Raw genomic sequence first — 25,653 nt, 5'->3', positions numbered from 1 at the left:
ATAAAGGAAGACCAAACTCGAAAGCTATACATAGCCTAACTACACTTAAATGATCGTGTGAAGGAGGTACGTTATGCAGAAGCATCAATTGGACATGTGGTTACACGGTCCCCATAAAGATACTTATAAAACTCCCAAAGTATTTGTGATTGGGTGTTCTGATGTCTCTGACTATTTGCTAGCAGTGGAGTACAAGCATCAACTTGAGCCAATTAAAGACGGTGAAGATCCGATACATTTCGGTTCGCTAGATTTGGTGAAAGAAGAGCTGCTGAGGTTAGGGGTAGATAAAGCGTACTTAAGGCTGCACAATGCGTATGACGAATGTGGCAGTGAAGAGGCAGCCTCGTACTGTGATATCGAGTTATCGCTCGTGACGCACTAAATGGCGGAAACAACATTACTCAGATGGCGTGCTGATGTAGTGCTTGAGTAAGATCTGCTCAGTAAACTGTGTTCTGAGGTAAAAACCTCGGGGCAGAGTTTTTATCGGCTTGCCATTTGAGCTATATGCTTCGGTGAGGGCTTTTGCATTCGCGGCTTTAGGGCGAAGATGCAGCGCTTCTCCGTGTCTGGCGGAAATTTGATCAAATTTCCCCAAGACGATCATCTCCATTAGCTCTTCCCAGTCGTTTCGTAAAATACGCTCTTCGTCGTCGTCTGGTGACCAAATCAGTGGGCTACCAACACGTCTTTCTGCAAGTGGAATTTCTCGTTCCCCTTCCACTGGTACCCAAAGCACACGAGACAGCTTGTTGCGTACGTGGCTTGTTTCCCATGTAAGACCATGAACACCTGTGAGAGGAGCCACCGAAACAAAGGTTGTTTCCAACGGTTTGCCAGAGTGACTGATCGGAATACTTTTCAGCTCGATCCCTAGCTTAGCGAAATCTTGTTGAGGTTTACTGCCAGCCGGAGCGCCCAAATGCCATTCGAGTAATTGACCCACCCAACCTTTATCACGTTTTAAGTTTTCAGGAACAATCATATTCGCCTCGGCGGCCAGCTCTGCAAAGCTAAGTCCTGCCATATCATGAGCGCGTTCCAATAGCTCTGCTTCTGTTTGTGGTTCTGGTTTCATAGTCACAAGGTGGTATTACAAAAAATATAGTTTATCAAACTCCGGCCAAATCTACTGTTTAAGATTTCACCGAGGCGGTGTAAGAACGATCAATTCATAACTTATCCACAGATGGAGGAGGTATTGATAAGATCCTGACGGGGTCTGTATGAATAAACAGGGGTTAAAATGCATTTTTGGGGTTGATTTTGTTGTAATCATCTAAACGAATAGCAGGTGAGTGTGGATAAATAGCCTATTGGTGGATCTTTGACCGATCTGAGTTTGGTGAAAAGATCATCAAGAAACTGAAGATCGATTTATCGTTATTTTTAAAAATAAATACTTTTCTATCAATGTTTTATGTTTATTTTCTTGTTTCTTTATTTGTTTTGCTTTTGATGGGATTGAACTGAATTACTCATTTGAATTGAATTCTTCACAAAGTTATTCACAGAAAAGGTGAATAAATGTGGGCAATGTCTCACTCTTGTGTTGATAAGGTATGATGTGATTAAAAGATATCCAAATATGGTGAAAAGGTAATAAATCTTGCTCATATCACATCAGTAAGTTTGCTAGTAATGGGGATATGTGGAAAAATCACGGTAATAAAAAATTTATTCATAGAGGTTAGCCAGTGATAGATGGCGATGGTTACCGACTTAATGTTGGTATTGTGATATGTAATAACCATGGTCAGGTCTTCTGGGCTAAACGATACGGGCAACACTCATGGCAATTCCCACAAGGTGGAATTGACGAAGGTGAAACTCCTGAACAAGCCATGTTCAGGGAGTTATATGAAGAAGTCGGTTTAACGAAAAAAGACGTTAAGATCATTGCAACAAGTCGTCATTGGTTAAGATATAAGCTACCAAAACGATTGGTGCGTTGGGACTCCAAGCCTGTTTGTATCGGCCAAAAACAGAAATGGTTTCTGCTGAGATTAGAATGCGATGAATCTCGTATTAATATGCAACGCGGAAAATCCCCTGAATTTGATGGTTGGCGCTGGGTGAGTTACTGGTATCCAGTTAGGCAAGTTGTTTCTTTCAAGCGAGATGTTTATCGACGAGCGATGAAAGAGTTTGCATCCTTAGCCATGCCTTTTCGAGAGAGAAAAGCGAAAGGGAAAAGAAAAAAGCAACGTAGAGGATAATCATGCTCAGTCAGCTAAGGGAAATAGTTGAGAAAGTCTCCAGGGTCGATGATGTGCATCTGGCACTCGATATATTGGTGAAAGAGACTTGTGCTGCCCTTCGCACTGAGTGCTGTACTATCTATCTTGCTAATGAAGAAATGCAGCGCCTTGAGTTAATGGCAACTCAAGGCCTTATTTTTGAAGGTGATAGTATTCATATCAACTTCAATGAAGGCTTGGTTGGGTTGGTTAAACGAAGCGCAGAGCCACTCAACCTTGCCGAAGCCTCAAAACATCCCGAGTTTAAATTCTTCCCTCAACTCGGCGAACAGATTTACCACTCCTTTTTAGCCACTCCAATCATTCATCGAAAACAAGTTTTAGGTGTGTTGGTGATCCAGCAAAAAACACCGCGCTTGTTCAGTGAAATGGAAGAGTCGTTTCTTGTCACGTTGTCCGCTCAGCTAGCAGTGCTTATTGCGCATGCGCAGAATCTTGGGCATTGGCAGTTGGCATCTAAACCCACGGTATTAAAAGGTTTGCCTGCATCTACTGGTGTCGCGATTGGAGAGTTTTGGTTCGACAATACCCAACCGAGTTTATCGGATGTTTTCCCATCGTCCACGTTAGATAAGGAACGTGAGCACGAGACATTGCTGGTGGCCATAGAGCGAGCGTTAAATGATTTTCGCCGTATGCGGAAAAAGCTGGACAGTGAAATCAACAAAGATGCGCTGGCGATCTTCGATCTGTTTACGCACTTACTCAATGACCCGATGCTTCGTGGTGATTTGAAGAAACAGATTGAAAAAGGAGACAGGGCAGATTGGGCGTTACGCCAAGTGGTAGAATCATACTCGAATCGATTTGCCAGAATGTCGGATGTCTACATGCGCGAGAGAGCGCAAGACATCCGAGAGTTAGGGCAAAGGCTGCTCTATTTTCTACATAACAGTGAGCAAGAAAATTCTGCAATTGATCGTCCCATTATTTTGGTGGCGAGTGAACTCACAGCCACCTTGCTCGCGTCTGTACCTAAAGAGTTTTTGTTAGCCGTCGTGTCACTAGAAGGTGGCGCAAACTCTCATGCGGCTATTTTGTCTCGCGCACTTGGAGTTCCCGCTCTCATGGGCGCCAACATTAACCCGGATGTGGTCAATGGCAAACTCGGGATAGTGGATGGTTATACGGGCGAGATCTTCCTAGAGCCAAACCGTCAATTATTGCGAGAGTATCGCAGCTTAGTGAGTGAAGAGTCAGAATTGTTTGCAATGGTAAACAAGGACCTCGGACTCCCAGCGGTTACGCAAGACAATCACTACATCGAAATTATGCTCAATGCGGGGCTCAGTGCAGACAGTAATATTGCCATCAATACAGGTGTTGATGGAGTTGGGTTGTACCGAACTGAGATTGCATTTTTACTTCAGCATCACTTTCCGTCGGAAGATGAGCAGTATCATCAATACCAAGCAATACTTAACAGCTATCCGAATCAACGAGTGGTGATGCGCACTTTGGATATTGGTGGTGACAAACCTTTGCCGTATTTGCCCATCGAAGAAGATAATCCGTTTCTAGGCTGGCGTGGCATTCGTTTTACATTGGATCACCCAGATATTTTCTTGATCCAGTTGCGTGCAATGTTAAGGGCGAGTGCAGAAAGCGGAAACTTAAGTATCTTATTGCCAATGGTGTCAGGGGTAAAAGAGCTAGACGATGCCATTAGCTTGATTAATCAAGCTCACAGTGAAGCCGTGTTGCTTGATGATAGAATTCAGTTCCCACAAGTTGGGGTCATGATCGAAGTGCCATCAATGGTGTATTTATTGCCAACGATTGCTCACCGTGTTGATTTTGTTTCTGTCGGGACAAACGATTTAACCCAGTATTTATTAGCAGTTGATAGGAACAATTCCCGCGTCGCGGATGTCTATGAATCTATGCATCCTGCGGTACTGCTAGCGCTTAAGCAAATCCATGACGTGTGCGATAAGTATCAGGTGCCAGTGTGTATTTGTGGTGAGTTAGCTGGCGACCCATTTGGCGCTCTTCTCTTACTTGGGTTAGGGTATACCAGTTTGAGTATGAACACCTCCAACGTGGCTAAGGTGAAATATTTGATTCGTCATAGCCAACAAGAAGAATTAGAAAAATTAGCGGAGCAAGCAATGACAAAGTCCTACGGGGAGGACATTCATCAAATGATGCATGACTTCTTCATCCAACAGGGTTTTGCGGGCTTTATCCGTGCAGGTAAAAAGTAGGAAATCGTGACCGTCTCTTTATTTTTGTTATTGTTGGCGCTAGGCGCTTTTGTGGGTGTGATGGCGGGGTTACTCGGTATCGGTGGTGGTTTGATAGTTGTTCCTGCCTTGTTGTATTTGCTTCCTCTTGCTGGAATCTCTCCAGAAATGAGTATGCACATGGCCCTAGCCACTTCGTTAGCGAGTATTATTGTCACGTCTGGCTCATCGGCGATGAATCACCTTAAGCTCGGCAATGTCGATATGTTCGTCGTAAAATGGTTGATGCCAGGTGTGGTTATAGGTGGTTTTGTCGGTGCCAATATTGCTGAGTGGATCCCTACGCACTACTTGCCGAAAGTATTTGGTGTCATTGTTCTTTGCCTGTCAGTACAAATGTTCCGTTCCATTAAAGTTACGAGCAGTAAACCTATGCCGAGCAGCCCGGTGACCGTTGCGTATGGCACGGGGATTGGCGTTGTATCAAGCCTTGCAGGTATTGGTGGTGGTTCACTATCGGTCCCATTTTTAAATAAACACGGGATAGAAATGCGTAAAGCGGTAGGTTCATCTTCCGTTTGTGGTTGCGTGATTGCTATTTCTGGTATGATCGGTTTCATCTTACATGGCTATAAAGTGGAAGGCTTACCTTCATACAGTATTGGCTATGTTTATCTTCCCGCATTATTAGCTATTGCCATGGCCTCGATGCTCACAACAAAAGTGGGTGCGAAGCTGGCAACTAATCTTCCAACTGCGGTATTAAAAAAGATATTCGCGGTGTTCTTAATGTTTGTAGCAGCGACCATGCTGCTCTAAGTTTGTACCCAAGTCATTCTCGCTGAACCAAGCATCTAGAGGTTACTTGGGTATATTTATTTTGTTTGTGATAAGAAGAGAATGATTTATGTCTCAGGGATATATTGAATTTCCCAATATTGATCCGGTTTTAATCTCTATTGGTCCTGTTTCGGTTCGTTGGTACGGTTTGATGTACCTTGTGGGCTTTATGTTCGCCCTATGGTTGGCGAACCGACGTGCGGATAAGCCTGGAAGTGGTTGGACACGAGAACAGGTTTCTGATTTGTTGTTCGCAGGCTTCCTTGGCGTGGTGATTGGTGGCCGTGTTGGCTACGTGCTTTTCTACAATTTTGAGCTTTTCCTGGCTGACCCTTTGTATCTGTTTAAAGTGTGGACCGGTGGTATGTCTTTCCACGGTGGCTTACTGGGTGTTATTACCGCGATGTTCTGGTATGCACACAAAAACGGGCGAACGTTCTTCGGTGTTGCCGACTTTATCGCGCCGCTTGTGCCATTTGGTTTGGGTATGGGGCGTTTAGGTAACTTCATGAACAGCGAATTGTGGGGCCGAGTAACAGATGTACCTTGGGCGATCGTTTTCCCAAATGGCGGTCCACTGCCACGTCATCCATCGCAGCTTTATGAAATGGCGCTTGAAGGTATCGTACTTTTCTTCATCTTGAATTGGTTCATCAAGAAACCTCGTCCTCTAGGTTCTGTTTCAGGGCTATTTTTAGCTGGATATGGTACATTCCGCTTCCTAGTTGAGTACGTGCGCGAACCAGACGCTCATTTGGGTTTATTCGGTGGCTTTATTTCCATGGGACAGATTCTATCCCTGCCAATGGTGGTTATCGGTGTCCTAATGATGGTTTGGGCATACAAACGTGGTCATTACAAAGACGAGTTACCACAAAAGACGAAGTAAGGTATTGGTGTGAAACAGTATTTAGATTTGTGTCAACGCATCGTTGACCAAGGTGTTTGGGTTGAAAATGAGCGTACAGGCAAGCGCTGCCTGACCGTAATCAACGCGGATTTAACCTACGATGTTGCGAACAATCAATTTCCATTGGTAACCACACGTAAAAGTTTTTGGAAAGCGGCCGTTGCAGAGCTACTAGGGTACATTCGTGGTTACGATAATGCGGAAGATTTTCGTAAGCTGGGCACGAAAACCTGGGATGCCAATGCCAACCTAAATGATGCTTGGTTAAATAACCCATACCGTAAAGGTGAAGACGACATGGGCCGTGTCTACGGTGTCCAAGGGCGCGCATGGGCGAAGCCTGATGGCGGGCATGTTGACCAATTACGCAAGATAGTGGATGACTTAACGCGTGGTGTTGATGATCGCGGTGAAATCTTGAACTTCTACAACCCGGGTGAATTCCACATGGGGTGCTTGCGTCCTTGCATGTATAGCCACCATTTTTCATTGCTGGATGATACGCTTTACCTGAACAGTACTCAGCGTTCGTGTGATGTACCGCTTGGCTTAAACTTCAATATGGTTCAAGTTTACGTGTTCTTGGCGATCATGGCGCAAATCACGGGCAAGAAACCTGGTCAGGCATTTCATAAGATTGTGAATGCGCACATTTATGAAGATCAGCTTGAACTGATGCGTGATGTTCAGTTGAAACGTGAACCATTAAAAGCGCCGACGTTCCACATCAATCCAGAGATTAAATCTCTAGAAGATCTGGAAACATGGGTCACACTGGATGACTTTTGGGTTGAAGGATACGAGCATCACGACCCTATTCGTTACCCATTCTCAGTGTAACCAGTGTTGTTTTTCAAGATATGAAAAAAGCTCCGAATGGAGCTTTTTTGCTTTTTCGTACTTTGAAGATATTACTTGAGTGCACTGACAATATAGCGGTGAATAGGGTTGGTCTGCTTCGGCGCAGACAGTGCCGGGCTAATAAACTTGGGTTGGGTGAATATTTGTTTGCTCACTAATGAGCGGATAAGCTCAAAATATTTCAGTTCTGTTTTCCCACATAGCAACAATGAAAAGTCATTGCCCAGTTTATCGTAGGCATTGAGCACCTCTCGGAACCCTCTGAGGTACAAGTAATCCTTCGTCAAACCGCCTCCTCGATACACACGAGCAGTCGTTGTAAATGCTTGAAGGTCAGACGTTTTATACTGTTCTTTTAATAGCATGAACGTATGGCGGAAATCGCGATCCTTGATCATCGACTCTACCGCCAGGACTCGTAAGGCTAAGGTTCTTAGGCGTTTGATACTGAAATGTCCTGACAGATATTCACACAATATAGCCAGCCCTTCTTGGGTGTTTGTATTAGCTGGGCACCCTAAGCTCAGGACCTTTAGCGGTTGTAGACGACCGTTAAGCGTAGTAAGAAGGTGTACACCCATTTCATGATGTGCGAGAGCCTCTAACTCATCGGTCGTGATGTATGCTGCGTGGTTAATTTTGACTCGAGATCCCGAAACGAGTGCGTTTGCTAACATCCCATCCAACACCTGTATTTCACACTCATATCCATTACGTTGAGCAAAGTTTTGCATGAAGTGTGCTATCGCGCGGCTATCATGCTGCGGTTTGCTCTCTTCTTCCGTGGGAAGGTGTAAAATGAAATGGGCGTTGGCAATATCTTTGGCGCTCGGCTCTCCGTAATAGCGCAAGGAGTTATAAAGAAACTCTTGTGTACCGATAGTATTCACTTGATCCAATTTATCTGCGTAAGACTGAATCACATCCGCGTACAGCTTTTGTAATTGGGTGTCTTGAATATTTTCTAAAGGCAGTTCATACAGACGTCGCTTTGCGCTGTGAGTATCTAGATTGGTAGTTGAGTATTGGAAGTTAGGCTCTTGAGAGTATTTGTTCTTAATAAAGCGCTCTCTTTCCTGAGCATAATTGAGAGGATTCACGCTACTGAGGATATCAATATCAGCAACCAGTTGAGTTAGGTTTTCGTCTATTGCGAGTAACTGATCAGAAATAGTGCCATTAAGCTGCGTCATGTTGTCGACTCCAAATGAGGTAGCCCAGCATAAGTATGCTGGTATGGCTCAAATTATCACCAGACAACGAATTTGAACAGCGTCATTAATGCAAAAAAGGCCCCACAATGTGGAGCCTAAACAATAAGCGATGGTATGTAAGTTATTGTTATGTCGTTAGGGCTAAGATCGCGCCTGGTAAAATAACGAATACAGACATTAGGTAGCCACCGACAACAGCTTTGTTCTTGATAGCCATTTCAGAAATCATCTCAGCGCCTTTCACTGGAATTTCACGTAGGAACGGAATACCAAAGATAAACAGCGTTGCCATGATATTAAATACTAGGTGTACCAGAGCGATTTGAAGCGCGAATACCGCAAACTCACCCGATACGGCTGTTGCTGCTAGTAGCGCCGTAATACAAGTACCAATGTTTGCACCTAGCGTGAATGGGTAAATATCACGAACTTTAAGAACGCCTGTACCCACAAGTGGAACCATCAAGCTAGTTGTTGTTGATGAAGATTGTACCAACACAGTCACGATTGAACCCGATACAATACCGTGAATAGGGCCACGACCAATCGCGTTTTTCAAAATTTCACGTGCGCGGCCAACCATTAGGCTCTTCATTAGCTTACCCATTACCGTAATTGCAACGAAGATTGTCGCAATACCCAAAACGATAAGCATGATGCCACCAACAGTATCACCGAATGTTGAAAGTGGCTCTTTAATTGCACCCACAACTGGTTTTGTTATTGGCTTAATGAAGTTGAAGCCTTTAATGCTCATATCGCCAGTAGCAAGTAGTGGAGAAACAAGCCAATGAGAAACTTTCTCTAAAATGCCGAACATCATTTCCAACGGAAGGAAAATAGCAACAGCAAGTAAGTTGAAGAAGTCGTGAATAGTTGCGCTTGCAAATGCACGTTTGAACTCTTCTTTACAACGTACGTGACCAAGAGAAACAAGCGTATTAGTCACTGTGGTACCAATATTGGCACCCATCACCATTGGAATCGCGGTTTCTACTGGTAAGCCACCTGCAACCAAACCTACAATAATAGACGTAACAGTACTTGAGGACTGAATTAAGGCTGTTGCCACCAAGCCGATCATTAGACCTGCAACAGGGTGAGCGGCAAACTCAAATAGCACCTTAGCTTGATCGCCAGTTGCCCATTTGAAGCCACTACCAACCATAGATACTGCTAGAAGAAGCAGATACAACATGAATGCCAAGTTAGCCCAGCGTAACCAACGAGCAGTGCTCGAAATTGGCGCCACTGTTGAAGTAGCTTGGTTCATCATAATTTTCTCCGTTGACCTTTCAGTTCATTTTTCGGTCTGTAGTTGAAACTGCGGGCGATGTTAGAGAACAAATATTTCAGTAATATTACAGATTTCTTGCTGTGAGTAATTTTTATTGTTCTTTTTGATAGTGGTGTGAGTAGGGAAAATTGATGGTTTTTAACTATTTGAATTTAATGAATAAATTTGAATTTCGTTTTGTGTGGTTTTTGCGTTTTCTTTAGAAAGAAAATGCGCCTCAGTTCAACTTTTATGACAGTATTAATTTTATATATTCGGTAAAACTTATATTTTTGTAATGTATTGTATGGTTTTGTCGAGTTTATTGTTTGTCTCTGTCACATTTGGTATAAAAAGCATCACTTTCTTTTCGGGACTTGATCATGTCACATCTAAACTACAACCATCTATATTATTTCTGGATGGTGTGCAAACAGGGCTCTGTAACTAAAGCGGCCGATGCGCTTTTCCTGACACCGCAAACCGTGACAGGGCAGATTAAAGCGCTTGAAGAACGCATGAAAGGAAAGTTAACCAAACGAAATGGTCGTACAGTTGAGCCAACTGAGTTAGGGCAACTTGTTTTTAAGTACGCCGACCGAATGTTTGGTTTGAGTTATGAGATGTTAGATATCGTCAATTACAGTCAGCACTCGAACATTCTGTTTGAAGTTGGCGTAGCCGATGCGTTATCTAAACGCTTGGTCAGTAAAGTACTAATGACGACTGTCCCTGAAGATAACAGTATTCATTTACGCTGTTATGAGTCAACCCACGAATTGCTACTTGAACGACTGTCTCAGCACAAGCTAGATATGATCCTCTCGGATTGTCCCGTTGACTCAACTCAAAGCCCTGGCCTTTATAGCAAAAAGCTAGGTGAGAGCAGCATGAGCTTTTTCGCCTCTTCTGAAATTGAAAATGTGCGTTTTCCTGAGATTCTGGAACAGAAAAAACTTTTGATTCCTGCAAGCCGAACAGCAATGGGGCGTAAGGTTATTCAGTGGTTTGATCGTCAAGGTCTTCAGCCTAATGTGTTGGGAGAATTTGATGATGTCGCGTTGATGAAGGCTTTCGCACGGTACCACGATGATGTGATTTTCTTAGCGCCGACCGTATACATGTCGGAGATTGAGGACGACCGAAATCTACAGCTAATTGGTCATGTCGATGGGTTAAAAGAAGAGTACTACGTGATTTTTGCGGAACGAATGATCCAACACCCAGCGGTAAAAAATGTTTGTGATGCTGATTTCAGTCAAATGTTTGAGTAAACCCGTATCGTTGCGCAAATAAATAGATTACTATCAATAAAAATATAATTCTAAATAATACCTAAGTAACTCAAGATACTTGTTTTAGTGAGCAAAACTATTAATTATTGATGGCGCATCAATTCTTCACTTTGGTGGATAATATTGGTGTATCACTAACAACTAAATTAGAGGTTCTAATAATGAAGACTCTGGAAGTGTATCTTGATTTTCTTAGATATATAAATCAGTGCAACACAACAAGCTGGCCAGGGTTGGAATAAGTAAGTTGTAGCTAGAGGTCCAACACATGAATCTACAAGAAATGGAGCAGAACTCCGCAAAAGCCGTCGTGTTGCTCAAAGCGATGGCAAACGAGAGACGCCTACAAATCCTTTGTATGCTGCATAACCAAGAGCTGTCCGTGGGAGAGCTGTGTGCAAAGTTAGAGCTAAGCCAGTCGGCATTATCTCAGCATCTTGCTTGGCTTCGCCGTGATGAGCTAGTCACGACAAGGAAAGAAGCACAAACCGTGTACTACACATTAAAGAGTGATGAAGTGAAAGCGTTAATAAAAACACTGCATAGTCTTTATTGTGCTGAAAGCGCTTAGCGCTAATTACATATACCTAATATATCGTTCATTTTAGGCTGTGAATCTAACTCGTTGGAATATTTGAGAGTGGCGTTAAACTTTTGATGGTAGAGTTGCTGCGCATCGACCAATTTGCTTTGTTCTCAAGTGTTTTATTGGTGCTTTCCAGTTTGAGCTTTATAAGGTAAATAAGCTGATGCCTTTGAATAGGCGTGCAGAAAAAAGAAAAGCTGGCATTGCCAGCTTTTTTATTAAGAAAATTTTGTAGATATAAAAAAACCGACACAAGGTCGGTTTTTTCTTCACTGTAAAATCAGGACTCTATTAAAGAGCTTTGATTTGTGCAGCGAAACGAGACTTATGGCGAGCTGCTTTATTCTTGTGAATAAGGCCTTTAGTTGCCATGCGGTCTAGGATAGGTGTAACTACAGCGAATGCAGCAGTTGCAGCTTCTTTGTCGCCTGCTTCGATAGCAGCAACAGTTTTCTTCATGTAAGTACGCATCATTGAGCGACGGCTAGCATTGTGCTGACGACGTTTCTCAGCTTGGATAGCGCGCTTCTTAGCAGATTTACTATTTGCCAAGGGTCTAACTCCCAAAAACTTAGTTCTGTGACAATTTAAGGGCGAGGAATATCCCTCATTTGCGCTTAAATGTCAAATGATTTGTGCAAAAACCGATCTAAGCCAAAACAAATTTTGGTAAGAGAGGTTATCGCGGTTAAGATGGCGGGGATTCTAACAGCATTTTTATACCAATGCTAATAATTATCCGCGAAAGGCACACTTATTCCTTACAACCCGCGGATAGATTTTTGACGTCTATTTACAGCACCTGTCAGAGAAACAGTATAGGGTTAGCTGTCTTATGGTGATATTCCGAGGTTACAGTGAGTAAACGACTACTCAAGTCTGGCATGATCGTCAGTGCTATGACATTTATTTCCCGCGTTCTTGGCCTAGTTCGTGATGTTGTAGTGGCAAATTTAATGGGGGCAGGAGCAAGCGCAGACGTCTTTTTCTTCGCCAATAAAATTCCTAATTTTTTACGACGTTTGTTTGCTGAAGGTGCTTTTTCCCAAGCGTTTGTACCTGTTTTAACGGAAAGCCATGCTCAAGGCGACATGGATAAAACTCGGGAGCTCATTGCTCGTGCGGCGGGTACGTTAGGGGTGATAGTCTCTATTGTTACCATTTTAGGTGTCCTAGGCTCCGGCGTGGTCACTGCAGTGTTTGGTTTTGGTTGGTTCCTTGACTGGATGCATGGTGGCCCGGCTGCAGCAAAGTTTGAGCTTGCTAGCGTGATGCTCAAAATCACCTTTCCCTATTTATGGTTCATTACCTTCGTCGCTCTATCGGGCGCTATCCTCAATACATTAGGTAAATTTGCTGTCTCCTCCTTTACCCCTGTTTTCCTCAATGTGATGATTATTTTGGCGGCGTGGTTTATCTCGCCGCAAATGGAAATGCCAGAAATAGGGCTTTCCATTGGTGTTTTCTTAGGTGGTTTGGTCCAGTTCTTATTCCAAATTCCCTTCCTTATTAAAGCAGGCGTCATGGTTAAGCCAAAATGGGGCTGGCGCGATCCGGGTGTAGTGAAAATCCGTACTTTGATGATCCCCGCTTTATTTGGTGTATCGGTCAGTCAGATTAACCTGTTGTTTGATACGTTCATCGCCAGTTTTTTGCAAACCGGTTCGATCAGCTGGCTATATTACTCAGACCGCTTATTGGAATTTCCTTTAGGTCTGTTTGGTATTGCGATTGCGACTGTGATTTTACCCGCGCTTTCACGTAAACACGTTGACGCACAAAGTGAAGGCTTCGCGCAAACCATGGATTGGGGGGTGCGCATGGTGATCTTGCTTGGCCTTCCTGCAATGCTTGGTCTGATGGTACTGGCAAAACCTATGCTCATGGTTCTGTTTATGCGAGGTGAATTTTCTCCTCAAGACGTACATCAAGCATCATTGTCGCTCTTTGCCTACGCTTCAGGTTTGTTGAACTTCATGTTGATCAAGGTGCTTGCGCCAGGTTATTACTCGCGTCAAGATACTAAAACGCCAGTAAAGTACGGCATCATTGCGATGGTGACCAACATGGTGTTTAACGCAATTTTTGCGTACTTTTATGGTTACGTTGGTTTGGCTATTGCGACGGCACTTTCGGCGTTTGTGAATATGGCATTGCTGTATCGTGGTCTACATATCGCAGGGGTATACCAAATCACCAAACGAACCGTCTTCTTTATTATACGTTTGGTTATTGCAGGTGCGGCGATGGTGGCTGCGATCTTATGGCAATTGGAAGACATGTCAGTGTGGCTAGATTGGAGCTTTGCTCACCGCAGCGGTGTACTAGGAATGTTGATCGGTCTAGGAGCCGTGGTTTACCTAGTGGTTCTATTTTTAACGGGTGCACGCTTAAAAGACCTAAAAGCTGGGACAGACTAAGGGTGATTAGTATATAATCCGTCAGTTTCACACAGTGTAAAGTAAAAACAGAGGCAGAAAGCAGTATCCAATGGAACTGATTAGAGGCATTCACAATATCACCCCGCGACATCATGGTTGCGTGCTGACTATTGGCAATTTCGATGGTGTCCATAAAGGCCATCAACAAGTATTGCAGCAAGTGTCTGAGCAAGCGGACAGGCTATCATTGCCTTCTGTTGTGATGACCTTTGAACCTCAGCCGATGGAGCTGTTTGCCAAAGATAAGGCACCTGCACGGTTGACGCGATTACGCGATAAGTTCGTGCAATTGAGTAAGCTCGATATTGATCGCTTGCTCTGCGTCAATTTCAATCGTCATTTTGCAAGTTTAACCGCGGAAGAATTTATCCGTGACTTGTTGGTCGAGCGTTTGGGTGTTAAGTTTCTTGTCGTTGGTGATGATTTCTGCTTTGGCAAAGGCCGTACAGGTAACTTTGCAATGCTGCAGGAAGCAGGGGAAAAGTACGGTTTTGATGTCGTGAGTACCCAGAGCTTTTGTTTACAACAATTACGTGTCAGCAGTACGGCTATCCGTCAAGCGCTGGCGCGTGACGATTTGCATTCCGCGCAACAGATGCTGGGAAGAAACTACAGCATCAGCGGTCGTGTTTCTCACGGAAGAAAGCTGGGCAGAACGATAGGTTTTCCTACTGCGAATATTCCTTTGAAACGCTGTGTTTCTCCGGTTTCCGGAGTCTATGTTGTTCAAGCGCTTGGCTTAGGAAATAAGCCAGTTGGTGGTGTTGCTAATATTGGTCAAAGACCGACTGTCAATGGCGTTCGCCAGCAGTTAGAAGTACACTTATTCGACTTTCATGCCAATTTATATGGCAAGCAACTAGAAGTGGAACTTTTGCATAAACTTCGAGATGAGCAAAAGTTTGAGTCGTTTGAAGCACTTAAACAACAAATCGAATTGGATGCTGAAGCAGCAAGGGTGTGGCTGCGTCAGCTTAAGCGTTGAGCGGTTTATTCCACCGTTCAACATAATGTCTAATTTTCGCCCAATATAACGGAATTAAGAATCGATGAGTGAGTATAAAGATACCCTGAACTTACCTGAAACAGGGTTTCCAATGCGCGGCAATCTGGCCAATCGTGAGCCAGAAATGCTTAAGCGTTGGTACAAAGAAGATCTTTACGGTGAAATCCGTAAAGCTAAGAAAGGCAAAAAGTCATTCGTATTGCACGATGGCCCTCCTTACGCAAATGGTGACATTCATATTGGTCACGCACTAAACAAGATTCTTAAAGACATTATTATTAAATCCAAAACACTTTCAGGTTTTGACGCACCTTATATTCCTGGCTGGGATTGCCACGGTCTACCTATTGAATTAATGGTAGAGAAAAAAGTAGGCAAGCCAGGCCAAAAAGTGACGGCAGCAGAATTCCGCGAGAAATGTCGTGAATACGCAGCAGGTCAGGTTGAAGGTCAGAAAGAGAGCTTCAAACGCCTTGGTATCATGGGTGAGTGGGACAAGCCATACCGCACTATGGATTTCGCAACTGAAGCGAACATTATTCGTGCTCTTGGTAAGATCGCAAGCAATGGTCACCTGCTAAAAGGTTTCAAACCTGTTCACTGGTGTACAGACTGTGGTTCAGCTCTTGCTGAAGCGGAAGTAGAATACAAAGATAAAGTATCGCCATCTATCGACGTTCGTTTTAAAGCGGCTGACGAAGCGGCACTGTTGTCTAAGTTTGAGCTGACTGAAGGTCATGAAGGTAAAGGCGATATCTCTATTGTCATCTGGACGACAACTCCTTGGACGCTTCCTGCGAACCGTGCTGTGTGTCTACGTGATGACCTTGAGTATGTACTTATCCAAGTTGAAGGCGAGCAACCTGAACGTATCATCGTTGCAGCTGAACTAGCGAAAGACGTTATGGACCGTGCGGGTATCGAGCACTTCCACAACCTTGGCTTTGCTAAAGGTGCGGAGCTTGAGCTTTCTCAATTCCAACACCCATTCTACGATTTCACTGTACCGGCGATCCTTGGTGATCACGTTACGACTGATTCAGGTACTGGCGTTGTTCACACTGCACCGGGTCACGGTCAAGAAGACTTCGCGGTTGGTAACAAATACAACCTAGAAGTAGCAAACCCAGTTGGCTCAAACGGTGTTTACCTACCAGATACAGAGCTATTTGCTGGTCAGCACGTATTTAAAGCGAACGATGCAGTAGTAGAAGTACTGAAAGAAAAAGGTGCACTACTACACCACCACGCTTACGAGCACAGCTACCCACACTGTTGGCGCCATAAGACTCCAATCATCTTCCGTGCTACACCTCAATGGTTCGTTTCTATGGACCAAGCTGGCTTACGTGCTAAAGCATTAGAGTCAATCAAGAGCGTAGAGTGGATGCCTGAATGGGGTCAAAGCCGCATCGAAGGTATGATCGAAGGTCGCCCTGAGTGGTGTATCTCTCGTCAACGTACTTGGGGTGTGCCAATTGCTCTGTTTGTTCATAAAGAAACAGCAGAACTTCATCCAAACACGCTAGAGCTGATCGAGAAAGTCGCGAAGCTGGTTGAAGAGAAAGGCATCCAAGCATGGTGGGATGTCGATGCCGCTGAACTACTCGATGCTGACGCTGACCAATACGAAAAAGTACTCGATACGCTAGACGTATGGTTCGATTCAGGTGTTACTCACTTCTCTGTTGTTGATGCTCGTGAAGAGTACAACGGCAACAGTGCAGACCTATACCTAGAAGGTTCTGACCAACACCGTGGTTGGTTCCAGTCTTCTCTAATTTCATCTATCGCGATGAAAGACGAAGCGCCTTACAAACAAGTACTGACACACGGTTTCGTGGTTGATGGTCAGGGTCGTAAGATGTCTAAATCTATCGGTAACGTGGTTGCGCCAAAAGACGTAACTAACAAGCTAGGTGCTGACATTCTTCGTCTATGGGTTGCTTCAACAGACTACACTGGTGAAGTTGCGGTTTCTGATGAAATCCTAAAACGCAGTGCAGATGCTTACCGTCGTATCCGTAACACGTCTCGCTTCTTCCTAGCTAACCTGAGCGGCTTCAACCCAGAAACAGACATCGTTCCTGTTGAAGAGATGGTTGCGCTAGATCGCTGGGCAGTTGGTCGTGCGCTAGCAGCACAAGAAGAGATTGTTAAAGCATACGAAGAGTACAACACACACGGTGTAACTCAGCGTCTAATGCAATTCTGTTCAATCGAAATGGGTTCTTTCTACCTAGACGTAATCAAAGACCGTCAGTACACAGCAAAACGTGGCGGTAACGCTCAACGTAGCTGTCAGACAGCACTTTACTACATCGTAGAAGCGCTAGTTCGTTGGATGGCGCCAATCATGTCGTTCACTGCAGATGAAATCTGGAACGAAATGCCAGGCGAGCGCGACAAGTTCGTATTCACCGGTGAGTGGTTCGACGGTCTATTCGGCCTTGCTGAAGGTGAAGAGCTGAACAATGAATTCTGGGCTGAGATCCAAGCGGTTCGTGGTGCAGTAAACAAACTTCTAGAAGATGCGCGTAAAGAGAAAACCATCGGTGGTGCACTACAAGCTGAAGTGACTCTATTTGCTGATGACGCTTTAGCGGCGAAGATCAACAAACTTGAAGATGAACTGCGCTTTGTTCTACTAACCTCTGCGGCGAAAGTTAAGCCTCTAGGTGAGAAGACTCATGCAGCACAAGCCACGGATATCGAAGGCTTGTTTGTTGAAGTAGCAGCAGCTGAAGGCGAGAAGTGTGATCGTTGTTGGCACCACACGCCAGACGTAGGCACAATTGAAGGTCACGAGAAAATCTGTGGTCGTTGTGTATCTAACGTAAAAGGCGAAGGTGAAGTACGTAAATTCGCGTAATTGCCTAGAACGACTGAACTTTTTTTAAAATTAACAGCCCCAGTATTTACTGGGGTTGTTTGTAGGTAAAGTAATGAGTGAAAAAGCACTGTCTTTAAAGCAATCTGGTATTCGCTGGTTATGGTTAGCGGTGGTTATCTTTTTAGCTGATATTGGCATTAAGTATGTTGTAATGAACAACATGGGATATGGCTGGGCAAACCGCATAGAAATTTTGCCATTCTTTAATCTTTTGTACGTGCATAACTATGGTGCTGCTTTTAGCTTTTTGAGTGATCAAGCGGGCTGGCAACGTTGGTTATTTACAGGTATTGCTTTTATCGTTACAGGTCTTTTGACTTACTGGATGAGCAAACTACCAGCGAAAGAGAAATGGAATAATATTGCTTATGCCATGATTATTGGTGGCGCAGTAGGCAACGTATTCGACCGAGTAATACATGGGTTTGTCGTGGATTATTTGGACTTTTTCTGGGGTAATTATCACTGGCCAGCATTCAACCTTGCAGACATGACGATCTGTATTGGTGCCGCGATGATTATTCTTGACGGCTTTCGAAAGAAAGACGAGGCGAAAGCCTAAGTAGTGGCAGTGTATATTGCGAAAAGTTGAATAACCCTAAGCGTCGCCCGTTGATTCGGGCGACGCTTTTTATTATGTTGGAGCGCCAATCAGCACATCAATGTATAAAAAGACCAAGCTGACAGCGTAATAACCCAAGAACAAGGAAGCAGTAACGTGACAACAATAACCAATGAATCTGTAGTAACCCTTCACTTTACGATTAAAATGAAAGACGGATCGGTTGCGGATAGTACTCATAACATGGGTAAACCAGCGAAATTTGTTATGGGTGATGGCAGCTTGAGTGAAAACTTTGAGCAGTGCTTGATCGGCCTCGAAACAGGCGCACAAAAAGCGATTGAGCTAAAAGCAGAAGACGCGTTTGGCATGCCAAACCCAGACCATGTACACCATATGGATCGCACTAAGTTTGTAGGTGATGCAGAAGTAGAAGTGGGTACAATCATGGCGTTCAGTGGTCCTGATGGTATGGAAATCCCGGGCATTATTACAGAGATTGCTGGCGATTCAGTCACTGTGGACTTCAACCATCCTCTAGCGGGACAAGACGTGACTTTCGAAGTTGAAATTTTGTCAGTAGAATAGCGAACCCAATAAAGATAATTTCCATGAGCAATGAAATGAAAATCCTATTAGCTAACCCACGCGGCTTTTGTGCTGGTGTAGACCGTGCGATTAGCATCGTAGAGCGTGCGCTAGAGATGTATCAGCCACCGATTTATGTTCGTCATGAGGTGGTGCATAACCGTTTTGTGGTTGAAGGGCTAAAACAACGTGGCGCTGTCTTCGTTGAAGAGCTGCATGAAGTGCCAGACAACAACATTGTGATTTTTTCTGCTCATGGTGTATCGCAGGCGGTTCGTCAGGAAGCCAAGCAGCGAGATTTGACGGTATTTGACGCGACGTGCCCGTTGGTAACCAAAGTGCATATGGAAGTAGCGCGAGCAAGCCGCCGCAATATGGAAGTGGTTCTGATTGGTCACGCAGGTCACCCTGAAGTGGAAGGCACAATGGGGCAGTACGCGAGTGAAACCGGTGGTATGTACTTGGTTGAAACCCCTGCCGACGTTGAGAAACTGAAGTCGATTGTGAAAGATCCATCCGATCTTCATTACGTAAGCCAAACGACTCTTTCTGTAGATGAAACTGCCGATGTTATCGAAGAGCTACGCCGCGTCTTCCCAGATATCCAAGGACCACGTAAAGACGATATCTGTTACGCGACACAAAACCGCCAAGATGCTGTACGTGAATTAGCGGGTGAAGTAGATGTGATGGTTGTTGTGGGATCTAAAAACTCATCAAACTCTACACGTCTTAAAGAACTAGCTGAAAAGCTAGGGACACCTGGCTACTTAACCGACTGTCCGGAAGATATCAAACCTGAATGGTTCGAAGGCAAAATAAAGGTAGGCGTGACTGCGGGGGCATCTGCTCCGGAAGAACTCGTTAATCAGATTCTAGAGCGAATCAAAGAACTAGTCGGTGCCGAAGCGGTTGATGAAGTGCTTGGTCGTGAAGAGAATATGTTTTTTGAAGTACCCAAAGAACTGCAAATCAAGCAAGTGGATTAATCTCCATTTATCGAATATTAAAAAGGCGACCAGTGGGGCGCCTTTTTTACATCTCACTCAGTTCATTTAGGTAATCACGAATTTGGTCTTTCCCTAAACCATCGATAATCATATCGGACATCTTCGTGATTCTTCGCTCAAGCAACTGAGCAACCCTTTCGCAATGTGCGTACATGTCTTCATCAGAGACATCGGTCGGAAAAGCATCGACTTGCCAGTTTACTCGAACGCCCCCCGCAAGCCACTGAGGAGCTGCCTCTTGATGTAAAGAGTCACAGAGAATAATAACGATGTCAGGAAGAAACTGAATTCGCTCTTCCCATGAGTGGGTGTGGATATGTGGAATGGGAAGTTGGTGGTCATCTAAATATTTTTGCACCACCGGGTGAACTTTGCCTGTGGGATGAGAGCCACCGCTGGCGACACTAAACTCTGCTGGCAGGATATGGGTTGCGATCGACTCAGCGAGCACACTTCGTCCAGCATTGTGCTTACATATGAATAAAACTTTATACATCATCGCCTCGTCTTTTCGGAGCGTCTTATTTATACGCTAGCGGAAACTCAGCGGTGATGTGTGAACTTTTTGTGTTAGTGGCTAATGCCCAGCATCTCTTTGAGCACTTTAAGGTAGCGGCGGCTTACTGGTATCTCAAAGCCAGTTTTGGTGATGATTTCTGCTAATCCGTTTTCGAGTAATTTGATTTCGCTGATGGCCTTAATACTGACTAAGTATTGGCGATGACAGCGTACCAGTGGGGTTTTCTCTTCTAGCGTTTTTAATGTTAGTTGAGTGCTCGCGGCTTGGCTGGTGGAGCGTACATGCACGCCGCTGATGTCACTGTATGCACATTCTACCGTGTCGGTGGCCATGATGACGATACGGTTGTGCCCGATGCACGGAATCTGATCTAAAGTGTCGGGCGTAATAGCAGACAGTTGTTGAGTTAGGGCGGATTGACTAATGACTTTATTTAGCCGTTTGACCGTTTTGGTTAAACGGCATGGGTCGACAGGTTTGAGCAAGTAATCAAAGGCGTTGTCTTCAAACGCTTGAATTGCATACTGGTCGTAAGCCGTGACAAAAACCACATAAGGCATGGTTTCTGGATCAAGCATTCCAAGTAGTTCAATCCCAGTGACTTGAGGCATTTGGATATCGAGAAACACCACATCAGGTTTGAGCTCATTGATTTTTTTTAGACCAAGGATCGCGTTTGAGGCATTGCCCACCACTTCAACTTGTCCTGTTTCATCCAATAACTCTGTCAGCTCTTCACGAGCAAACTGTTCATCATCAATGACGAGTGCGGTTAACATCCAACATTACCTTTATTGCTTCAGCGTGCTTTTATGATTTTGGGGGAATGATAAAGCTCATTTTAGTAAATTGATGTGGCTCGCACGTAATTTTTAGCGATGCATCACGCCCAAATTGATTAGTGAGACGTTTGTCGACAATTTCTAAACCTAGCCCGGAGTGGTTTTCTTTTGGCGGTTCAAAACTGCCTGCATTGTCTTCGACAGTAATCAAATGACCTTGTGGGTGTGCTTCGCTGTATATATGAACTTTACCACCTTCAAGCATGTTTGAAATGCCGTGCTTAATGGCATTCTCAACCAAAGGCTGGAGTGTAAAGCTTGGCAATTTGATGTCCAGCAATTCAGGCTGAATATCGATTTCAACCTCTAAGCGGTCCGTAAAGCGGGCTTTCTCGATGCTCAAATACGAGTTCACATGCGCTAGCTCTTCTTTTAGCGTCACGGTATTAATGTTTTGCTTTAAATTGCTACGGAAAAAGTGCGATAAATTTTGGATCAACTCACGTGCTTTATCAGGATCACGACGAGTAATCGCACTAATGGTATTGAGTGCATTAAACAAAAAGTGTGGATTCACCTGAGCGTGAAGCAGTTTGATTTCTGCTTGAGCGAGTAAGGCTTGTTGTTGTTGGTAGTCGCCATACAAGATTTGGCTAGAGAGAAGCTGAGCTATCCCTTCCGCCATTGACATGTTGGCCGTAGAGAACAATTTACGCTTCGGTTCATACAGCTTAATGGTACCAATGACCTCTTTTCCCGCACGCAGTGGGATGATCAGCGCGGAGCCAAGTTTGCAGTCTTTTGCGATGGAACATTGGTATGGACGTTCTGCGCCATCAAGATAAATGATGTCGTTTTTCTCCATGGAGTCTAATGTGCTTTGCGATGAAATCGGCGTGTTCGGTTTATGGTGATCATCGCCAATGCCCACAAACGCTAAGATTTTTTCTTGGTCGGTAATCGCGACAGCGCCCACTTTTGTTTCTTCGTAAATAATACGTGCGATTTTCTCAGCGTTTTCGGTGTTGAAGCCGTTGCTTAGAATTCCCACTGAGCGATCAGCAATGGTGAGTGCTCGACGCGAAAACGTCGCAGAAAACTTTTCAAAGATCGCTTTTCTGTCTTGCAGGATACTCATGAACAATGCCGCACCAAATGAGTTCGCGATGATCATCGGTGCTGCAATGGCAGACACCAGCTCATAGGCTTGATCAAAGGGTTTAGCGACGGCGAGCAGCAAAATCATTTGCACGACTTCTGCAACAAACGTGACGCTGAATACGACGCTTGGATTAAACAGCAATGCGCCTTTATTTCGCTTGATAAGGTAAACGTGGAGCAAGCCACCAATTACACCCTCGGCGGTGGTTGAAATTGCACAGGCGAGGTCAGTAAAGCCACCAAGAGAGTATCGATGGATGCCACCAGTAAATCCGACGGCGAAACCCACCACTGGGCCACCAAACAGCCCGCCCATGACCGCGCCGATCGCACGAGTATTGGCAATAGCGTCGTTGATATGCAGACCGAAATAGGTGCCGAGAATACAAAAGCCAGAGAAAAGTACGTAACAAATTAGGCGGTGGCTTAAGCGCGAAGAAATACTCAGCAAAGGTAAGATGATTGGCGTTTTACTTAGCATGTAAGCCAAAACTAAGTAAACACACATCTGTTGTAAAAGGGAAATGACCAGTTCCATAGTGAACCTAACCTAGAATCAATGTTGTTATTGTATACCTAAGTCACCTCAAGATACTTGGCTCAGATAAATAAAGACACCTAAATACATGGCGCTGCGCTCCGAGTTATGAATCTTAAAGTGACTTGGGTATAAAACAAAAAGAGCCTGCAATTGGCAGGCTCTTATCTTAGTCACTCGGATGTGACGAGTATTACGCTGTTTCTGATACGGCTTGTGGTTTCTCTTCGTCAGCCAGTTCAGTTTCACCTTTACCCTTAGAGGTTTTGATAACGTAACCAGTCACTGCTAGGGCAAACACAACACCGACGATAGTTGATAGTTGCATTGGCAGGCCAAAACCTAGCGAGCTGTTGTTTAAGATGAACGTGACACATACCGTGGTCATGAAGATAGCAGGGATAGTGGTAATCCAGTGCAGCTTGTTGTGACGTAGTAGGTAAGCGGACGCAGTCCAAAGCATCATTACTGCTGTTGTTTGGTTAGCAAAACCGAAGTAGCGCCAGATAATGCCGAAGTCTACTTGAGTTAAGATACCGCCGATAACGAACAGTGGAAGTGCCATCAGTAGACGGTTACGTAGCGTCTTTTGTTCCATGTTGAAGTATTCAGCAAGGATCAGACGGCTTGAACGGAATGCTGTATCGCCAGACGTAATTGGTAGGATAACCACACCTAGGAACGCAAGGATACCACCGAACACACCAAGCAGACCAAATGATGCGCTGTATACCACGTTACCAGGGCCACCGTTTTTCACAGCTTCTGATAGTGCGTCTAGAGAGCCGAAGAAAGACAGAGCGATAGCACACCAGATTAGCGCGATAACACCTTCACCAATCATTGCTCCGTAGAAGACGAAACGACCATTTTTCTCGTTTTCCATACAACGCGCCATCAGTGGAGACTGAGTCGCGTGGAAGCCAGAGATCGCGCCACATGCGATAGTGATGAACAGTGCTGGCCATAGTGGCATATCATTTGGGTTAAGGTTCGAGAACATGTCTGAAACTTGGAAGTCACCCATTACTGTGTGTTCGCTAGAAAACGCAACGGCTGTCATTAGACCAACAGACATAAAGATAAGTAGAGCGCCAAACAGTGGGTAGAAGCGGCCAATGATTTTATCGACAGGAACAATCGTCGCAATGATGTAGTAAGCGAAGATAGCGATAACCATAGTCGTCATGCTTACGCTCAAGCTTGTTTGATCATTGATGAGGTTAGTAATCATGCCTGCAGGTGCAGAAACGAACACTACGCCAACAAGAAGCAGTAGGACAATGGCAAAAATATTCATAAAGTGTTTTGCGCCATTACCTAGGTAGCGACCCGTAATAGTAGGTACAGATGCACCGCCGTTACGTACTGAAAGCATGCCAGAGAAGTAATCGTGTACTGCGCCTGCAAAAATACAACCGACAACAATCCAAAGCATTGCCGCTGGACCGTATAGTGCACCCATGATTGGGCCGAAAATTGGACCAACACCAGCGATGTTAAGTAGCTGAACTAGATAAACTTTCTTTGTTGACATTGGAACGAAGTCAACACCGTCCGATTTGGTGTGAGCAGGCGTTTGGCGTTTTTCATTGATGCCGAAAATCTTCTCGACGAAAGCGCCGTAGATGAAGTATCCGCCGATTAGGGCTGCGACACAGGTTAGAAACCACATCATAGCAATTGTCCTTGGTCTTAGTTGGGTAGGGTAATTTTTTAATCTCAGGATGCATGTTATGCGTCACTTGTGTTAAATGCATTCGGTTAGTAGATGAGTGGTCGAATAGAGCACTGAGTGGTCGATATACTGCTTGAGCGGTTTTTAAAAATGGCGAATGGTTGATTGCAGTAGTGAGCGGTTGATTCGAGGCGTCAGTGGTTTAATCTGCAAGCTAAGCGGCAAACGCCAATAATTAGTGGTAAGCTTATTTTTGAAAACAATTGCTTAAGGAAGAACCATGAAAAAGGCAACGTTAGGCTTGGCGCTGGCTTTACTTACAGGATGCGCTGCAACGACGGAAGATCTTGCCAAGTCAGGAGATTGGCATCAGATCGGATATCAAGATGGTGTAGCCGGACATACATCACGCACGATGAGCGAGCTGCGTGAGTTGGGTAGCGTTAAGCAAAGTGACTACGACCAAGGTTATTTAGAGGGTCTACGTGAATACTGTAACCCTGCTTTTGCGTATCAAATGGGGTTATCTGGTCAGTATTATGAAGGAGTTTGTGAAGGTACTGAGCAAGCACAAAAATTCCGTATGGAATGGCAGCGTGGCTGGAATGAGTACTCAAATTAATAGTCAATAAAGCTGCAGTGATACCGTATGCATAACATAAATGTGGCAAAATTCCTATTATTAAACTATGTTCATATTGCTTGATAGTGAGCACAGAAAAAAGGAATCACATTATGTCAACGCAAATGGCTGGTGGCTGGAGTCCATTTAATGAACTCAAAGCAGAGGATAAAGAAGTATTTGCTAAAGGTATCGAGGGGTTTGTCGGCGTCAAATACTCCCCTTTGGTTGTGGCTACTCAAGTCGTAGCCGGACAAAACTATGCGTTTTTCTGTAATGCAGAAGTTGTCTACCCTGGAGCACAACCATACCCAGCAATGGTTCATATGTTCAGCGGCCTTGAAGGTAAAGTCGGTATTACTCACATTGAACGATTGAACTACTAAATTAAGCCATAAAAGGCGCCTGACTTTTAAATAA

The 25,653-nt window shown here is 44.5% G+C and carries 24 protein-coding genes; 16 read left to right on the top strand and 8 right to left on the bottom strand.

All coding sequences use genetic code 11. From position 1 onward, the window contains the following. Positions 1-73: 73 nt before the first annotated feature. On the top strand, positions 74-385 hold the full coding sequence (locus tag FKN16_RS06600) for a DUF6482 family protein (RefSeq protein ID WP_170902328.1): 312 nt from the start codon (positions 74-76) through the stop codon (positions 383-385). 15 nt (positions 386-400) lie between these two features. Here FKN16_RS06600 and mutH read toward each other — a convergent pair whose 3' ends face one another. Next, on the bottom strand, positions 401-1,081 hold the full coding sequence (gene mutH / locus FKN16_RS06595; RefSeq protein WP_005397318.1) for a DNA mismatch repair endonuclease MutH: 681 nt from the start codon (positions 1,079-1,081) through the stop codon (positions 401-403). A 619-nt stretch (positions 1,082-1,700) separates the two neighbouring features. On the opposite strand from mutH, the gene rppH reads away from it, so the two are divergent. The 5 genes from rppH (at position 1,701) to FKN16_RS06570 (ending at position 7,040) form a co-directional block, all read left to right on the top strand. Beyond that, the gene (rppH, locus tag FKN16_RS06590) at positions 1,701-2,222 is read left to right on the top strand and encodes an RNA pyrophosphohydrolase (RefSeq protein ID WP_005381953.1); all 522 of its coding nucleotides are present in this window, start codon (positions 1,701-1,703) and stop codon (positions 2,220-2,222) included. Between the two features lie 2 nt (positions 2,223-2,224). Beyond that, positions 2,225-4,471 carry a phosphoenolpyruvate--protein phosphotransferase gene (gene ptsP, locus FKN16_RS06585; RefSeq protein WP_170902327.1) on the top strand — a complete coding sequence of 749 codons (2,247 nt, stop codon included), beginning with the start codon at positions 2,225-2,227 and terminating at the stop codon, positions 4,469-4,471. A 6-nt stretch (positions 4,472-4,477) separates the two neighbouring features. Continuing rightward, a complete protein-coding gene (locus FKN16_RS06580) occupies positions 4,478-5,269 on the top strand; it encodes a sulfite exporter TauE/SafE family protein (RefSeq protein WP_006743341.1) in 792 nt (263 codons plus the stop codon). A gap of 88 nt (positions 5,270-5,357) precedes the next feature. Next, positions 5,358-6,179, top strand: coding sequence for a prolipoprotein diacylglyceryl transferase (lgt, locus tag FKN16_RS06575; protein ID WP_005381948.1), 822 nt, complete (start codon positions 5,358-5,360; stop codon positions 6,177-6,179). 9 nt (positions 6,180-6,188) lie between these two features. Next, positions 6,189-7,040 (top strand): thymidylate synthase, encoded by an 852-nt coding sequence (locus FKN16_RS06570; RefSeq protein ID WP_005381947.1) that lies wholly within the window; start codon positions 6,189-6,191, stop codon positions 7,038-7,040. Between the two features lie 71 nt (positions 7,041-7,111). Here FKN16_RS06570 and FKN16_RS06565 read toward each other — a convergent pair whose 3' ends face one another. Both FKN16_RS06565 and FKN16_RS06560 read right to left on the bottom strand, forming a co-directional pair. Continuing rightward, entirely contained in the window at positions 7,112-8,254 is a 1,143-nt protein-coding gene (locus tag FKN16_RS06565) for a flavohemoglobin expression-modulating QEGLA motif protein (RefSeq protein WP_170902326.1), read from the bottom strand. 148 nt (positions 8,255-8,402) lie between these two features. Continuing rightward, a complete protein-coding gene (locus tag FKN16_RS06560) occupies positions 8,403-9,548 on the bottom strand; it encodes a Na/Pi symporter (RefSeq protein ID WP_031780616.1) in 1,146 nt (381 codons plus the stop codon). A gap of 386 nt (positions 9,549-9,934) precedes the next feature. Here FKN16_RS06560 and nhaR point away from each other — a divergent pair, with 386 nt between their 5' ends. Together nhaR and FKN16_RS06550 are read left to right on the top strand one after the other, a co-directional pair. Next, a complete protein-coding gene (gene nhaR, locus FKN16_RS06555) occupies positions 9,935-10,825 on the top strand; it encodes a transcriptional activator NhaR (protein ID WP_005381942.1) in 891 nt (296 codons plus the stop codon). Positions 10,826-11,114: 289 nt separating this feature from the next. Next, positions 11,115-11,417 carry a metalloregulator ArsR/SmtB family transcription factor gene (locus FKN16_RS06550; RefSeq protein WP_005397309.1) on the top strand — a complete coding sequence of 101 codons (303 nt, stop codon included), beginning with the start codon at positions 11,115-11,117 and terminating at the stop codon, positions 11,415-11,417. A gap of 306 nt (positions 11,418-11,723) precedes the next feature. Here the strand turns inward: FKN16_RS06550 and rpsT are convergent, their stop codons facing one another. Continuing rightward, a complete protein-coding gene (gene rpsT / locus FKN16_RS06545; RefSeq protein WP_005381938.1) occupies positions 11,724-11,984 on the bottom strand; it encodes a 30S ribosomal protein S20 in 261 nt (86 codons plus the stop codon). 305 nt (positions 11,985-12,289) lie between these two features. Between rpsT and murJ the strand changes: the two genes are divergently transcribed. The 6 genes from murJ (at position 12,290) to ispH (ending at position 19,911) form a co-directional block, all read left to right on the top strand. Further along, entirely contained in the window at positions 12,290-13,852 is a 1,563-nt protein-coding gene (gene murJ / locus FKN16_RS06540; protein ID WP_046873949.1) for a murein biosynthesis integral membrane protein MurJ, read from the top strand. Between the two features lie 70 nt (positions 13,853-13,922). After that, positions 13,923-14,858, top strand: coding sequence for a bifunctional riboflavin kinase/FAD synthetase (gene ribF / locus FKN16_RS06535; RefSeq protein WP_006743103.1), 936 nt, complete (start codon positions 13,923-13,925; stop codon positions 14,856-14,858). A 64-nt stretch (positions 14,859-14,922) separates the two neighbouring features. Next, positions 14,923-17,751, top strand: coding sequence for an isoleucine--tRNA ligase (gene ileS, locus FKN16_RS06530; RefSeq protein ID WP_170902325.1), 2,829 nt, complete (start codon positions 14,923-14,925; stop codon positions 17,749-17,751). Between the two features lie 73 nt (positions 17,752-17,824). Further along, a complete protein-coding gene (lspA, locus tag FKN16_RS06525; RefSeq protein ID WP_012842131.1) occupies positions 17,825-18,334 on the top strand; it encodes a signal peptidase II in 510 nt (169 codons plus the stop codon). Between the two features lie 156 nt (positions 18,335-18,490). Then, on the top strand, positions 18,491-18,922 hold the full coding sequence (gene fkpB, locus FKN16_RS06520; RefSeq protein ID WP_012842130.1) for an FKBP-type peptidyl-prolyl cis-trans isomerase: 432 nt from the start codon (positions 18,491-18,493) through the stop codon (positions 18,920-18,922). Between the two features lie 23 nt (positions 18,923-18,945). Further along, positions 18,946-19,911 carry a 4-hydroxy-3-methylbut-2-enyl diphosphate reductase gene (gene ispH / locus FKN16_RS06515; protein ID WP_170902324.1) on the top strand — a complete coding sequence of 322 codons (966 nt, stop codon included), beginning with the start codon at positions 18,946-18,948 and terminating at the stop codon, positions 19,909-19,911. Between the two features lie 46 nt (positions 19,912-19,957). On the opposite strand, the gene FKN16_RS06510 is transcribed toward ispH, so the two are convergent. The 4 genes from FKN16_RS06510 to FKN16_RS06495 all read right to left on the bottom strand — a co-directional run bounded on the left by FKN16_RS06510 (position 19,958) and on the right by FKN16_RS06495 (position 24,611). Then, positions 19,958-20,428 carry a low molecular weight phosphatase family protein gene (locus tag FKN16_RS06510; RefSeq protein WP_249370521.1) on the bottom strand — a complete coding sequence of 157 codons (471 nt, stop codon included), beginning with the start codon at positions 20,426-20,428 and terminating at the stop codon, positions 19,958-19,960. Between the two features lie 74 nt (positions 20,429-20,502). Continuing rightward, positions 20,503-21,231, bottom strand: coding sequence for a two-component system response regulator BtsR (btsR, locus tag FKN16_RS06505; protein ID WP_006743107.1), 729 nt, complete (start codon positions 21,229-21,231; stop codon positions 20,503-20,505). 31 nt (positions 21,232-21,262) lie between these two features. Then, the gene (locus FKN16_RS06500; RefSeq protein ID WP_046873944.1) at positions 21,263-22,933 is read right to left on the bottom strand and encodes a sensor histidine kinase; all 1,671 of its coding nucleotides are present in this window, start codon (positions 22,931-22,933) and stop codon (positions 21,263-21,265) included. A 193-nt stretch (positions 22,934-23,126) separates the two neighbouring features. Further along, positions 23,127-24,611: a carbon starvation protein A gene (locus FKN16_RS06495; RefSeq protein ID WP_048626658.1), complete on the bottom strand. Its 1,485-nt coding sequence runs from the start codon at positions 24,609-24,611 to the stop codon at positions 23,127-23,129. A 280-nt stretch (positions 24,612-24,891) separates the two neighbouring features. On the opposite strand from FKN16_RS06495, the gene FKN16_RS06490 reads away from it, so the two are divergent. Continuing rightward, positions 24,892-25,233: a DUF2799 domain-containing protein gene (locus FKN16_RS06490; RefSeq protein WP_139060881.1), complete on the top strand. Its 342-nt coding sequence runs from the start codon at positions 24,892-24,894 to the stop codon at positions 25,231-25,233. Positions 25,234-25,346: 113 nt separating this feature from the next. Beyond that, entirely contained in the window at positions 25,347-25,619 is a 273-nt protein-coding gene (locus FKN16_RS06485) for a hypothetical protein (RefSeq protein ID WP_170902322.1), read from the top strand. Positions 25,620-25,653 lie beyond the last annotated feature (34 nt).

The organism is Vibrio sp. 11-4(1) (assembly GCF_013048625.1).
Lineage (GTDB): Bacteria > Pseudomonadota > Gammaproteobacteria > Enterobacterales > Vibrionaceae > Vibrio > Vibrio diabolicus.
The sequence above is the reverse complement of the archived record's forward strand: the minus strand, read 5'-3'. Positions and strand labels throughout refer to the sequence as shown.